Below are 14,098 nucleotides of genomic sequence, written 5' to 3'. Positions count from 1 at the left end.
GAGGTTCGGATGCAATGGACAATGAAGCAGGAAAAAATAATAAAGTGCCATTTGAAGAGGATAATTACACGCATAACATCCACAAAAATAATGAACGCCAGCTGGACCGCAGGGGCTTTCTGAAAACGATGGTTGGCGCAGCCGGCGTGTTCGCCGTGTCCACGCTGCCTTGGGGCGGCCTTGCTGCGAAGGAACTGATGGGTTTTGGAAAAAGCAGCCATCCGAAGAAAAAAATCGCCGATGTGCGGGCGCTCAAAGTAGGAGAGGCGGTGGAATTCCACTACCCCGGCGACCATGAGTCAGCATTGCTCATTCGGCTAGGCGACAATCAGTATAAGGCTTACCAAAATGCCTGTACCCACTTGAAATGCCCGGTATTTTGGAGCCGCGAGGAGGATCAGCTCGTCTGCCCTTGTCATCATGGTTTTTTCGATCCGCAATCGGGCAAGCCGACAGCAGGGCCGCCACGGAGAGCGCTGCCTGAGATTTTGCTTGAGTTGGATGGCGGAGCGATTTATGCGACAGGGGTGAAGCGGTATGAAACGTAGCTACAGAGGGGTGTTGCTGCTGTGCGCGGTGCTTTTTTTGAATATCGTCTGCACGCAGTACGTCGTTAATCATTATTTTCATGAAAAATATGAGCTTGTTCTCGTTTTTGCCTTGCTGAATGTACTGCTTTTCCCGCTGGCCCTATGGATTTATAAAAAGGAGGTTCGCAGATGAACGGAAATAAAACGCAGTTATCGATTCAGACGGGAAGCCTAATTCTTGGGTTTATGGTTTGGGTTATTCTTTCATCGCTTATTCCGTTTATTAAGGAGGATATCCAGCTGACATCAGGCCAGCTTGCCTGGGTGACGGCGATTCCAGTGCTATTCGGCTCAGTGCTTCGGATACCGGTCGGCTATTGGACCAATCGCTATGGCGCGCGCAAGCTGTTTGGGTTTAGTTTTCTCCTTTTGCTTGCCCCCGTCTATTGGGTCAGCCTTGCAGACAGCTTTATCGATTTGATTATCGGCGGGATTTTCCTTGGCATCGGGGGCGCAGTGTTTTCGGTTGGCGTCACTTCTCTGCCGAAATATTACCCGAAGGAACGGCATGGCTTTGTGAACGGCATTTATGGCATCGGAAATTTGGGTACGGCGATTACAGCATTTACCGCTCCCGTAGCGGCTAACTATTTGGGTTGGAGCAAAACAGTGCTGCTATATCTGGTGCTGCTCGCCATATTCATCTTGATTAATTTTATGCTGGGAGATCGCAATGAGCCGAAGGTGATGGCTTCTTTGTCGGAGCAGATCAAAGGGGTATACCGTAATGAAAAGCTGTGGGCGCTCTGTTTGTTTTATTTTATTACGTTCGGCTCTTTCGTCGCTTTCACGGTCTATTTGCCAAACTTCCTCGTCTCGCATTTTGAGCTGAGCAAGGTGGATGCGGGGCTGCGCACAGCTGGCTTCATCGTACTTGCGACCATCATGCGGCCTGTTGGCGGCTGGTTAGGAGACCGTTTCAATCCATTTATGATTTTGATGTTCGTGTTTGGCGGACTTACGCTGTCAGCGGTCGTGCTGTCTTTCGCGCCATCCATCGGCATGTATACGGTGGGCTGTCTGATTATTGCGTTTTGCGCGGGTACTGGCAACGGGACGATTTTCAAGCTGGTGCCGTTGTACTTCACCAAGCAGGCGGGCATTGCGAATGGTCTAATATCCGCTATGGGCGGGCTTGGCGGATTTTTCCCGCCACTGCTGCTGTCCGTGCTGTACAACTGGACCGGCCATTACGCCATCGGCTTCATGGCACTGTCAGAGGTTGCGCTGGCGAGTCTAATTCTCGTCATTTGGCTGTACTATCAAGAGAAGCTTGGTCATGCTGAGCGCCTGATTCAGCAAAACGCTCAAAATGCTCAAAACGACCACAGCACAAGAAATAGACTGCCGGGGGATATGGTCAAATCTTAAAGGTTATAGGTCAGGCTCCATTTGATAGATGCACAGGGAGGGATTGACGATGAAATCGGAATTTATGCTGGATTTATGCTTTATCCGCAAGCAGGAGCTGGGAAGCTCATTTACTAAATCAATTGAAGGGCTGCTCCAGCAGCTGTTCGAGAAGAAATCCTCCTGGTTTCTGGAAGAGAAGCAGGAGGGGGAGCTTGAGGTCGTCAATGCGGCGGTGAAAGGCTACAGTGACTGGGAGAAGGATGAGGAGGTGCTGTTGTTTATTGAGGAGCAGGCACCTCCGGAATTTTGGGAGTGGATTCAGGGTTATAGGCTGGAGCTGGATTTGAAGCGTCCCGAGGAATGCAGGCACTGCGGCGAGAAAGCGGGCAGTCCAAATACGGGGGCAGGTGCAGCCTCATGATGGAGATGCAGCGCTTGGTGGATGAGCTGATGCCGTATGCGGGCAGCCGCATTAAGGTGTGGATGGAAGATCGTTCAGGGGAAAAGCAAACTTTGCCGAAGCCATATACGCTGTTTAAGGTAGAGGCGGCAAGTGACGGCACGCAGCTGTTGTTTTATTTTAACAAGGAGCAGTTTCTGTCGGTTCCGGTGTTTGATGAGAAGCATACGATGCTGGAGCAGACGCCGACCGGACCGCGCTTTGTCTCGCATGATGAGCGGTCGCAGCTGCATTATTGGGTGTATTTTTTATAGGTGAGTATAGCCTTCGCTATAAAGCTCCAACGTCGCTGGGTTCGTGACGGCGGGGCTTGTTTTTATAATGTCGGTTTGACAGTATGGATTTTATCAATTATCATTTAGATATTATCAAATCGACAATATTAAAAACGGAAGCGGGGAACGAGCCATGTTTGGATTCGAATTCGTTAAGTTTCAACCGAGCGATTATATTATTCAGGTGAAGAACGGGAAGGTTGTGAAAGAGGGCGTTGGTCTGTCCTTCTATTATTATGAGCGGGCGTCCTCGGTGGTCGTCATTCCGATTTCCTCAATCGATGTGCCTTTTATGTTTGAAGAGATTACTCGCGATTACCAGACGGTAACGGTGCAGGGTCAGCTGACCTACCGGATTGTGGACTACCGCAAAATGATGGAAATTATGAATTATACGTACAATATAAAGAAAAAAGCCTATATTTCCGACGATCCGCTTAAGCTGTCCCAGCGTATGATTCAACTTGCCAAGGTGCTGACGAAGAAACAGCTGGCGCAGCTGCCGCTTAAGGAAGCGATCCAATCGAGCGAACGGCTGGCGAAAATGATTAGACAGGACATCAGCCAGCATGAGGAGCTGACGAAGCTGGGCATCGAGCTGATGGGCTTATCTATTTTGGCGGTGCTGCCGAACAAGGAGACGATGCGGGCACTTGAAGCGCAGTCGCGCGAGCAAATGCTTCAGGATGCGGATGAGGCGCTGTACGTGCGGCGAAATTCCTCCATAGAGCAGGAGCGGCGCGTGAAGGAAAATGAGCTGAACACGGATATTGCGGTTGAGCTGAAGAAGAGGCAAATTCGCGAAGCGCAGCTTGATGCGGAGCGCTCGGTGCGCCAGAAGCAAAACGAGCTTAAAGAGGTGCAGCTGCAATTTGATACGCAGCTTGAGGAGAAGAAGCAAGCGATAATTGAGCTGGCTGCTGCAAACAAGCGGTCTGAGGCGGATGCCAAGGCGTATGAGCTCGCCGCTGTTATGAAGTCGCTGCATGACACCCAGCCGTATGTGCTGCATGCGATGACGAATATGGGCATGGATTCGAATAAGCTCATTGCGATTGCATTCCAGGAAATGGCGGAAAAAGCGGAGCGAATTGGGCAGCTGAATATTTCGCCGGATCTGCTGCAAAGCCTGATTCCCGGAGCTGGCAATGGGTCGGGCTCGGGCAAGCCTGAAGCTAGAGGAGGGGCAGGACGATGAGCCGGGCATCGGGTGCAGATGCAAAGTTTATCGTCGTAAAGCGGAAGACGAGGCTGGAGGAACTGCTCGTTCGCTACAATACGGTGCAGCAGGCGAAGTTTTACATTGAGCGGCTTGGCGCTGACTTTGGCGACTATTGGCTGGAAAATGACGTGTATCAAAATGCTGTATCAATGACGGTAAGCGAGCTGGAGCAGCAGGGCAGAGTTCAAGTGCTGGATCGCGAGCATGTGCCCAGCTTCCTATTCGGCGACCACGATATCGTCGTCGTAATTGGCCCAGATGGGCTAGTCGCGGGTACGCTAAAATATTTGGACCGCCAGCCGCTCATTGGCGTCAATCCAGAGCCGCAGCGCTGGGAAGGCGTGCTGCTGCCCTTCACGGTTGGCGATTTGCGCCTGCTTATTCCCGAGGTGCTGCGCGGCAAGCGCCGGGTTCAGCCTGTTACGCTGGCAATGGCGCAGCTCAACAATGGCCAGTGCCTATACGGCGTTAACGATTTGTTTATCGGCCGCAAAACCCATGTATCGGCACGGTATGAAATTAAGCTCGAGCAGCATGCTGAGCAGCACTCCTCCAGCGGCATCATTGTGTCGACCGGCCTCGGCGCAAGCGGCTGGCTGCGCAGCGTGCTTGCCGGGGCAGCGGGCATTGTAAGCAGCGCGACACACCAGCCGCTGACGCTCACACCGGAAAATTTAGGCGCGCCTGAGGAACAGGCAAAACGGTGGCTGGACTGGTCGGTGGACTCGCTTTATTTTACAGTGAGAGAGCCATTTCCAAGCCGGACGACCGCAGCTTCGATAGTGTTCGGGCAGATCAACGGGCAGCGCAAGCTGCGAATCATGTCGCAAATGCCGGAAGACGGTGTTATTTTCAGCGACGGGGTAGAGAGTGATTTCCTTACTTTCCATTCAGGGCTTGAGGCAACGATTGGACCCGCTGATCGACAGGGACATCTCGTTATTTAAGCAAAGTTTAGAACAAGAACAAGCACAAGAATAAGAACAGGGCGCAGGGCGCGATCATTTTGGAAATCTATAGGGAGATTCGCACGCCAGTCCGCAGCAATCATGCTATAATTGGGGCATGGGTTGATGGGGATGATTCGGATTAGCAGGAATACGCTTGTGAACCTAATCTAGAGATGAGAGAGTGATTTTGAAATGCTGCGTCGATTTTTTTCGTATTATCGTCCCTATAAGGGGCTGTTCTTTCTTGATTTCGGCTGCGCCATTCTTGCCGGATTGCTGGAGCTGGCTTTCCCGCTTGCGGTCAGTCAATTTATTAACGATTTGCTTCCCAGCCAGAATTGGACGCTGATCGTTGCTGCCTGTGCGGGGCTGCTTGCCGTTTATGCGCTCAATACGGCGCTGAATTATGTCGTTACCTACTGGGGGCATATGCTAGGCATTAACATTGAAACGGATATGCGGCGCAAAATGTTCGACCATATCCAAAAGCTCAGCTTCCGCTTCTTCGACAATCACAAGACGGGGCATTTGATCGGCCGCATTACGAATGACCTGAATGATATTGGCGAAGTAGCGCATCACGGACCAGAGGATGTATTTATTGCGGTTATGACGCTTATCGGCTCCTTCTCGCTGATGGCCTACATTAACCTCGAGCTTGCACTTATAACCTTCATCATTATTCCGGTTATGGCTTGGCTGATTATCGTCTTCGGCGGCAAAATGAGCAAAACGTACCGTCGCTTGTTCGGCGATGTCGGCAACTTTAACGCCCGTATTGAAGACAATGTCGGCGGCATTCGCGTCGTTCAATCGTTTGCGAACGAAGAGCATGAGAAAAAGCTGTTTTCCGTAGACAACCAAAATTTCCGCCTGACGAAGCTGCTCGCTTACAAAACGATGGCGAAAAGCATTTCCGTCAGCTATATGATGATGCGTCTCGTTACGATTTTTGTCATGATTTGCGGCGCTTACTTCTTTATTCAGGGGAAGCTGGATATGGGTGAATTTATGGCGTTCATTTTGCTTTCGAACATTTTCTTCCGCCCGATTGAGAAAATCAACGCGGTTATCGAAAGCTATCCAAAAGGCATCGCCGGCTTCAGACGTTACACGGAAATCATTGATACAGAACCTGACATTGAAGATCGCCCAAATGCGACAGAGCTCAAAAAAGTCGTCGGTAATGTCCGTTTTCATGACGTGAGCTTTGGTTATGAAACGAACAATATGATTTTGCAGAAAATCAATTTGGATATTAACGCTGGAGAGACTGTGGCATTCGTCGGGCCGTCTGGCGCAGGGAAAACGACGATTTGCAGCCTATTGCCGAGGTTTTATGATGTGCTTGCGGGCAGTATTACGGTAGACGGCAAAGATATTCGGGACATTAAGCTGGAATCGCTGCGCAAAAATATTGGAATCGTGCAGCAGGATGTGTTCCTGTTCTCGGGCTCCATTCGCGAAAATATTGCTTATGGAAACTTGAAGGCAACAGAGGACGAAATTTGGGAGGCGGCGCGCCGGGCATCGCTTGAAGATTTGATCAGAAAAATGCCTGAAGGGCTGGATACCATTATTGGAGAGCGCGGCGTCAAGCTTTCGGGTGGACAAAAGCAGCGCCTGTCGATTGCTCGAATGTTTTTGAAAAATCCGCCGATTCTCATCCTCGATGAAGCGACCTCGGCACTTGATACGGAGACGGAAGTCGCGATTCAAAAATCGCTGTCCGACCTGTCCGTAGGCAGAACGACGCTAGTCATTGCCCACCGCCTGACGACGATCAAAAATGCGGATCGCATCATTGTCGTCGACGAGAGCGGCATAGCTGAGCAAGGAAGGCACCAAGAGCTGGTTGCGGCAGGAGGCATTTACAGCAAGCTGCATCAAGCCCAATACAGCACGGTCTAGCCATTACGGCGAAAGGCCGTTTACGCTAGATAGAATGGCCTGATAATCCTCCGGCGTATTCATATTAATGAACTGCTTGGCAATCGCCGGATTGTCAGGCTTGTAAGGAATGATGGACAGCTGGGGGAGCACATCCATGACCTTCAGATTTCGGCTATACAGCGCGGCGGCCCATTTGCCCAGCGTTCGTCCATGGAAGATGGCAAACAAAGGATGGCTTCGCTCCTCGATGATCGGGATGACAGCATCTTTGGCTGGATGGCTGCCAAGCAGCGCCAGCATTTCAATAAAAGGCGCAGCGGTGAGCAGTGGATAGTCACAGGCCGCGACAACGTAAACCGTGTCCGGTTCCTGATCGCTCATTCCGGCATGCAGTCCGGCAATCGGGCCAAGACTTGGAAAGATATCAGGCTTAATTGTAATAGAGGGAGCAAGGAAGGGATATAATTCAGGCTCATTAGTAATGATAGAAATGCGGTCTGTAAGAACACTTAGCTGCTCAGTTATGATTTGGATAACAGGCTTGCCATTAATAAGGAGCAATTCTTTACGCTGCTGCATGCGGCGGCTCTCTCCTCCGGCAAGCACAATGGCTTCCAGGTTCATCCTCGTTCACCTTGCTTTCCATAATTCGTTGATGTCAGGAACATTGACAAATACTTGACCTCTATTCATAATGTAAAGAACTTATTCGCTATTTACCATAGTGTAAAGTATGAGGCCATCATTAAACAACATTCTCTTTTGTATAACCTGAGGTGAGGAGCTTGGAGCATTCAATAAAGGATCAAATGAGCCGTGGTCTGCGGGACCTGCGCATATCTGTTACCGACCGTTGTAATTTCCGCTGCCGTTATTGTATGCCGGCCGAAATTTTCGGCAAGGACTATCCGTTTTTGCCTGAGGACAAGGTGCTCAGCTTTGATGAGATAGAACGGCTCGTAACGATTTTTGTATCATTGGGCGTCAAGAAGCTTAGAATTACCGGCGGAGAGCCGCTGCTTAGAAAAGATTTGCCAACGCTGATCAAGCGCTTGAATGCAATCCCGGGCGTTGAGGATATTGCACTCACGACCAATGGGGTTCTGCTTCCCAAATCGGCTGCTGCACTTGCGGAAGCTGGAATGCGGCGGGTAACGGTCAGTCTGGATTCGCTGAATGACGAGCGGTTCCGGCTAATGAACGGAAACCGCAGCGGCGTACAGGCCGTGCTGGATGGCATTGAAGCGGCTTCTGCGGCAGGCATGCCAGTCAAAGTCAATATGGTTGTCCAGAAGGGCACCAATGATCAGGATATATGGCCGATGGCAGCTTATTTTCGCGAAAAGGGACATATTCTTCGGTTCATTGAATATATGGATGTGGGCAATTCAAATGGCTGGAAGTGGGATCACGTTTTTTCAAGCAAGCAGATTTTGCAGCTTCTGGAAGAGCACCTGCCGCTTGAGCCGGTGGAAGCCCATTATGTAGGCGAGGTTGCTTCACGCTATCGCTACCTGGATGGATCGGGGGAAATCGGTTTTATTTCCTCCGTCAGCGACGCTTTTTGCAGCACCTGTACACGGGCACGCATATCAGCTGAAGGTAAGCTGTACACCTGCCTGTTTGCCTCGAAGGGCTATAATTTAATGGAGCTGCTGCGCGGTGACGGAACGGATGAGTCGATTCGGGAATCCATCGCCCGCATTTGGACGAATCGCGATGATCGTTATTCGGAGGAACGGGCTACCCGTACCCAGTCGCCTGCGAAAATCGAAATGTCTCATATCGGCGGCTAATTTCATAAAGAGTGACCGGCTAAGGCCATCCACCACGCTTCTGCGAGAAGCGTGGTTTTTTGTGAAAAAAACATCATAATCGTCTATCACTTTTTCTAATGGAAATTATCATAATTCTTAATTTATAAGGCTAAATTAGGGTGAAATACCCCCATTTCACTCGGATTTAGCCACATTTTGCTCCTGAATCGACTTTTTAGGAAAAATTAGGTGGTAATGTGCGCATTGCCCGATTGCACTTAATATGTTAGTTTGAATATTAATGATGGACTAAAGTGTGTAAGCGCAGTTTACAAGGTGAAACGGTCGAAAGCCGTCCTTTGGCGGCGCGGCGCGTTTCAGTCTGAGAAATATAGAGAAAGGATGAGAAAATCATATCCTTTCCTATATTTTAAAATAGTATGATTTCATGTTTATGAGAGGTGGATTTTGTTGCAACTTCAGGTGACGAACAGTCCTTTTAATCAGGAGCAGGTTGAGCTTCTTAACCGCCTTCTGCCAACTTTGACGGAATCGCAGCATATATGGTTATGCGGATATTTGTCCGCAGTTCAGAGCACAGCAGCTTTTGCCCCTATTAGTGCAGAGCCGCAATTAAGCGCAGCACTTGCTGTAGAAGGGGAAGCGCTGTCAGCACCCGCTCAGCCAGCAGGCTCGCGCGAAGTGACGATTTTATTTGGATCACAGACAGGCAACAGCCAGCGGCTGTCCGGCAAGCTTGCAAGCAAGCTTGAGGCAAACGGCTTCCAGGTTACATTGGCCGCAATGAACAAATTCAAGCCTAATGGCTTGAAGAAGGTTGAAAATTTATTGATTATTGCAAGTACACATGGAGAAGGCGAACCGCCGGATAATGCAATCTCCTTCCATGAGTTCCTATATAGCAAAAGAGCGCCGCAGCTGGATGAATTGTATTTCTCCGTTCTGTCGCTCGGTGATACTTCGTATGAATTCTTCTGCCAGACGGGTAAAGATTTCGACGTTCGTCTTGAGGAACTGGGTGGCAAGCGCCTGACGCCGCGTATCGATTGCGACTTGGATTATGATGAGCCGGCAGCAGAGTGGTTCAATCAAGTTGCGGCAGCGTTAAACGAGCGTTTGAATGGATCGGCAGCTGCACAGCCAGCAGCTGTATCCACAACCGCTTCGGTTAGCTCGACTGAATCCGAATATTCGCGTACAAATCCGTTTCATGCGGAAGTGCTCGCGAACATTAATTTGAACGGTCGCGGTTCAGACCGCGAGACGCGCCATCTGGAGCTGTCGCTTGACGGATCGAGCCTGCAATATGAGCCGGGCGATTGTCTGGGTCTTTTTCCAGAAAATCATCCGAAGCTTGTAGACGAGCTGATTCAGGCTTTGGGCTGGAGCGCGGATGAGAAGGTTCCATTTAACAAAAAAGGCGAAGAAGGCTCGCTGCGCGAAGCGCTTCTGAAGCATTATGAAATTACAGTATTGACGAAGCCGCTGCTGGAGCAGGCTGCGAAGCTTTCGGCCAATAGCGGGCTTCAAGAGCTTGCAGCGCCCGGCAAGGAGAAAGAGCTGAAGGATTACATCAACGGCCGCGATTTACTTGATCTGGTGCAGGATTTTGCGCCTTGGAACTGGTCGCCTGCTGCATTTGTCGGTATTTTGCGCAAGCTGCCAGCACGTCTTTATTCCATTGCGAGCAGTTTCCAGGCCAACCCGGACGAGGTGCATCTGACGATTCGCGCCGTGCGTTATGAAGCAAATGGCCGCGAGCGTTACGGCGTATGCTCGATTCATACGGCAGAGCGTCTGGAGCCAGGCGATACCGTACCGATTTATATTCAGAACAACCCGAATTTCAAGCTGCCGGCAAGCGCCGAAACCCCGGTTATCATGATCGGTCCAGGCACAGGCGTAGCACCTTTCCGGGCATTCATGGAGGAGCGCGAGGAAACGGGAGCGGAAGGGAAATCTTGGTTATTTTATGGCGACCGCCATTTCGTAACGGACTTTCTGTATCAAACGGACTGGCAGCGCATGCTGAAGGACGGCGTTCTGACGAAGCTGGACGTTGCGTTCTCACGCGACTCGGAAGAGAAGGTGTATGTACAACACCGTATTCTGGAGCAAGGCAAGGAGCTGTATGAATGGCTGCAAGCCGGCGCCCATGTATATGTGTGCGGCGACGAAAAGCATATGGCACATGATGTGCATTCCGCACTCATTACGGTCATTGAGCAGGAAGGCGGCATTAGCCGCGAGAAAGCAGAGGCTTATCTCGCCGACATGCAGCAGCAGCAGCGCTACCAGCGCGATGTGTACTAAACCGACTTAAAGCGAGTGCGAGAGGAGAAAGCAGCAATGGCAAATGATCAAATCGTAAAGCCTATCGGCGGCCCGCCGAGCGATGTTGAACATATTAAAATAGAGAGCAATTACTTGCGTGGAGCGCTCGTTGAGACGCTTCGCAATCCGGTTACAGGAAGCTTGCCGGAGGACGACAACCGCTTGATGAAATTCCACGGCAGCTATATGCAGGATGACCGGGATCTTCGCAATGAGCGCGAGAAGCAGAAGCTGGAGGCTGCATACCAGTTCATGCTCCGCGTCGTTGTGCCTGGTGGTGTAGCAACATCCGAGCAATGGCTGGCGATGGACGAACTGGCCCATAAGTACGGGAACGGAACGCTGCGTCTGACGACTCGTCAGGCTTTCCAAATGCACGGCGTGTTGAAATGGAATTTGAAAAAGACGATCCGTACGATCAACGACAAGCTCATGACGACGCTTGCTGCCTGTGGCGATGTTAATCGTAATGTGATGAGCAATCCTAACCCGCATTTGTCTGAGGCTCATGAGCAAGTGAATGAGTGGGCAAGACTTATTAACAATCACCTCGCGCCGCGCACACCTGCGTATCATGAAATTTGGCTGGATGGCGAGAAGGTAGAAAGCTCGGAAGCTGCTGGCGAAGTGGAACCGATCTATGGACCGGTTTACTTGCCGCGTAAATTCAAAATCGGGATGGCCGTTCCGCCATCCAACGATGTAGATGTTTATTCTCAGGATCTGGGCTACATTGCGATTTTGGAAAAGGGCAAGCTCGTCGGCTTCAACGTAACCGTTGGCGGCGGCATGGGCATGACGCATGGCGATACGGCGACCTATCCGCAGCTTGGCCGCGTTATTGGCTTCTGTACGCCTGAGCAAACGATTGACGTTGCCGAGAAAACAGTTATGATTCAACGCGATTATGGCAATCGCTCTGTTCGTAAAAATGCCCGTTTCAAATACACGATTGATCGCCACGGTCTGGACTGGTTTGTTGACGAGCTGCACAAAAGAATGGGCTGGAAGCTGGAAGCGCCGCGCGAATTCCACTTCGACAGCAATGGCGACCGCTATGGCTGGCTTAAAGGCACAAACGGCAAATGGAACCTGACGCTGTACATTCAAAGCGGGCGGATTCAAGATGAAGGCGACTACAAGCTGATGACGGGCCTCCGTGAAATTGCGAAGATCCATACCGGAGACTTCCGCCTTTCGCCGAACCAGAATCTCGTTATTGCCAATATTACGACGCAGAAAAAACGTAAAATTTTGGAGCTGATCGAGCAATATAAGCTGACAGATGGCCTGCATTATTCTGCTTTGCGCCGCAGCTCGATTTCCTGCGTAGCGCTGCCTACCTGTGGCCTTGCGATGGCGGAAGCAGAGCGGTATTTGCCGACTTTGATCGACAAGCTGGATGTGGTCATGGATGAAGCTGGTCTGCGTGACGAGTCCATCGTTATTCGCATGACAGGCTGCCCGAACGGCTGTGGCCGCCCAGCGCTGGGTGAAATTTCATTTATCGGAAAATCGCCAGGCAAATATAATATGTATTTGGGCGCAAGCTTCAACGGCGACCGTTTGAACAAGATGTACAAGGAAAATATTGATGAAACGGAAATCATCAGCACGCTGACGCCTATTATTAACCGCTTCGCGAAAGAGCGCGAGCAGGGCGAGCATTTCGGAGATTTCGTCATTCGCAATGGTTATGTGAAGGCTACGACGTCGGGGCTTAATTTCCACGACTAGAGGCTCCGCTGCAGGCTATAACAGGCGAGCTTGGAAAAGGCAGATCATACGCTTGCCAGCTGCTCTATTTTTCTCAAAACGATAGATAGGAAATAAGGTCTGGGGCATTGGCTCCAGGCCTTATTTCGCATATTGCCTATTGAGCGGCTGATGCTTATAATAATTGAGTCGATGTAGAGATAGAGAATGCAATTGGACATATGTAAAGAGAGGAGCACGTCATAGCGATGATGCCGGAAAAAAAAGTAACGTGGCTGGAGCTGTTTTATGATTTATTGTTTGTCGCGGCCGTCTCCAAGGCCACACATGTGCTGCTTCATGTCGAGCATAGCAGCATTACTTGGGAGCATTTATCCAAATTCATCTTGATTTTTGTGCCGATTTGGTGGGCATGGGTTGGACAGACGATGTACAACAATCGTTTTGGACAGGATACGCTGAAGCACCGATTATTTATCGTGGTGCAAATGTTTTTCGTCCTTATTATGACAGCAAGCTTGAATGTTGATTTTGACGCGTATTATGTGCCCTTTTTTATTGGTTATATCGGGCTTCGGATTATAACGACCGTGCAATATTTGCTTACGGCACGTTCAGAGGTGCTGCATAAGCTGCAAACCGCACGCTTCTTCGGTACTTATTTTTGGCTGGGGATAGCGGTATCGTCATGTTCCTTGTTTTTTGATTCGTGGCTGCGTTACGCGATTTTGTATGCGGGCATTATTTTGGACATCATCGTTCCGTTAATTGGCCGCAAGCATCTCGTTGTCACGCCGATCCATACCCCTCATTTACTGGAGCGTTTTTCGCTGTTTACGCTGATTTTGCTGGGGGAATCGGTCGTTAGCCTGCTTTCGATTTTGGATGCTGGAGATATGAGCTTTACTTCTATTGCATTCGTTGCACTCTCCTTTATTCTCGTCATTGCGATTTGGTGGCAATATTTCGAGAACATGGAGAAAAATGTGGATAAAACGAAGCGAACGGCGGGGCAGACGATTATTTACGGTCATTTGTTTATCTATTTATCGCTTTGCATGATCGCTGCTTCGATTCAGCTGGTATTTTTAAACAAACTGGAATATGGCTTTATGCTTGGATTTGTTTTTGGCTCTGTGCTCATTTATTTTCTGTCGGTTATGTGCGTGTTATACAGCTACCGTTTTGAGCATTTGCGTCCAACCGTGAAGCATATTGCGCTGCTGTTTCTGCTGCTGCTTGTTTTATTCAGCGTGAACTTGCTCGTTGTAGTGCCGCCGACGGTCGTGCTGCTGGAACTCGTACTGTTTTTTATTGTATTTGCCAAAACAACGGCTTAACATTCAAAGGATGAACGCTGTCAAAGATGAATGGTTCACTTATAAAACGCTGGATTATCGAGAAAATATTATGCGAACCATTTTTCGACCCTTCAAAAAACCCTTGAGCCCTTGTGCAGCAAGGGTTTTTCCTGTTTTCCCGCTTCGCTTTTGTTGCTTTGTTTTCGCATAACTTTGATTTTTTCAG

12 protein-coding genes and 1 pseudogene are annotated in these 14,098 nt (G+C 49.9%); 12 read left to right on the top strand and 1 reads right to left on the bottom strand.

Features of this window, described 5'->3' with window-relative positions:
• Nucleotides 1–14: 14 nt before the first annotated feature.
• The 8 genes and pseudogenes from ACSR9A_RS11825 to ACSR9A_RS11790 all read left to right on the top strand — a co-directional run bounded on the left by ACSR9A_RS11825 (nucleotide 15) and on the right by ACSR9A_RS11790 (nucleotide 6,761).
• Nucleotides 15–548 carry a Rieske 2Fe-2S domain-containing protein gene (locus ACSR9A_RS11825; RefSeq protein WP_341278049.1) on the top strand — a complete coding sequence of 178 codons (534 nt, stop codon included), beginning with the start codon at nucleotides 15–17 and terminating at the stop codon, nucleotides 546–548.
• The gene (locus ACSR9A_RS11820; protein WP_341278048.1) at nucleotides 538–723 is read left to right on the top strand and encodes a hypothetical protein; all 186 of its coding nucleotides are present in this window, start codon (nucleotides 538–540) and stop codon (nucleotides 721–723) included. Before ACSR9A_RS11825 ends, ACSR9A_RS11820 begins: the two co-directional genes overlap by 11 nt.
• Nucleotides 720–1,865, top strand: a pseudogene (locus tag ACSR9A_RS11815) (nitrate/nitrite transporter); the annotation flags it as partial. The gene ACSR9A_RS11820 and the pseudogene ACSR9A_RS11815, both read left to right, overlap by 4 nt.
• A gap of 145 nt (nucleotides 1,866–2,010) precedes the next feature.
• Nucleotides 2,011–2,364, top strand: coding sequence for a hypothetical protein (locus ACSR9A_RS11810; protein ID WP_473757427.1), 354 nt, complete (start codon nucleotides 2,011–2,013; stop codon nucleotides 2,362–2,364).
• A complete protein-coding gene (locus ACSR9A_RS11805) occupies nucleotides 2,361–2,657 on the top strand; it encodes a hypothetical protein (RefSeq protein WP_473757426.1) in 297 nt (98 codons plus the stop codon). Before ACSR9A_RS11810 ends, ACSR9A_RS11805 begins: the two co-directional genes overlap by 4 nt.
• A 154-nt stretch (nucleotides 2,658–2,811) precedes the next feature.
• Nucleotides 2,812–3,876, top strand: coding sequence for an SPFH domain-containing protein (locus ACSR9A_RS11800; RefSeq protein WP_473757425.1), 1,065 nt, complete (start codon nucleotides 2,812–2,814; stop codon nucleotides 3,874–3,876).
• Nucleotides 3,873–4,847 (top strand): diacylglycerol kinase catalytic domain-containing protein, encoded by a 975-nt coding sequence (locus ACSR9A_RS11795; RefSeq protein WP_473757424.1) that lies wholly within the window; start codon nucleotides 3,873–3,875, stop codon nucleotides 4,845–4,847. Before ACSR9A_RS11800 ends, ACSR9A_RS11795 begins: the two co-directional genes overlap by 4 nt.
• A gap of 195 nt (nucleotides 4,848–5,042) precedes the next feature.
• Nucleotides 5,043–6,761, top strand: a complete 1,719-nt coding sequence (locus ACSR9A_RS11790; RefSeq protein ID WP_341278043.1) for an ABC transporter ATP-binding protein — start codon at nucleotides 5,043–5,045, stop codon at nucleotides 6,759–6,761.
• Between the two features lie 3 nt (nucleotides 6,762–6,764).
• On the opposite strand, the gene mobA is transcribed toward ACSR9A_RS11790, so the two are convergent.
• Nucleotides 6,765–7,367, bottom strand: coding sequence for a molybdenum cofactor guanylyltransferase (gene mobA, locus ACSR9A_RS11785; protein WP_473757423.1), 603 nt, complete (start codon nucleotides 7,365–7,367; stop codon nucleotides 6,765–6,767).
• Nucleotides 7,368–7,528: 161 nt separating this feature from the next.
• Between mobA and moaA the strand changes: the two genes are divergently transcribed.
• From moaA to ACSR9A_RS11765, 4 genes are all read left to right on the top strand, one after another.
• Nucleotides 7,529–8,539, top strand: a complete 1,011-nt coding sequence (moaA, locus tag ACSR9A_RS11780) for a GTP 3',8-cyclase MoaA (RefSeq protein WP_473757422.1) — start codon at nucleotides 7,529–7,531, stop codon at nucleotides 8,537–8,539.
• A 432-nt stretch (nucleotides 8,540–8,971) separates the two neighbouring features.
• Nucleotides 8,972–10,834, top strand: coding sequence for an assimilatory sulfite reductase (NADPH) flavoprotein subunit (locus ACSR9A_RS11775; protein ID WP_473757981.1), 1,863 nt, complete (start codon nucleotides 8,972–8,974; stop codon nucleotides 10,832–10,834).
• 36 nt (nucleotides 10,835–10,870) lie between these two features.
• Complete coding sequence (cysI, locus tag ACSR9A_RS11770; RefSeq protein WP_473757421.1) at nucleotides 10,871–12,592, top strand: assimilatory sulfite reductase (NADPH) hemoprotein subunit; 1,722 nt, start codon at nucleotides 10,871–10,873, stop codon at nucleotides 12,590–12,592.
• Between the two features lie 230 nt (nucleotides 12,593–12,822).
• Nucleotides 12,823–13,911, top strand: a complete 1,089-nt coding sequence (locus ACSR9A_RS11765) for a low temperature requirement protein A (protein WP_473757980.1) — start codon at nucleotides 12,823–12,825, stop codon at nucleotides 13,909–13,911.
• The last annotated feature ends 187 nt before the right edge of the window (nucleotides 13,912–14,098 follow it).

Source organism: Paenibacillus sp. R-74696 (genome assembly GCF_055814915.1).
This window is presented reverse-complemented; position numbering and strand designations above follow the sequence as displayed.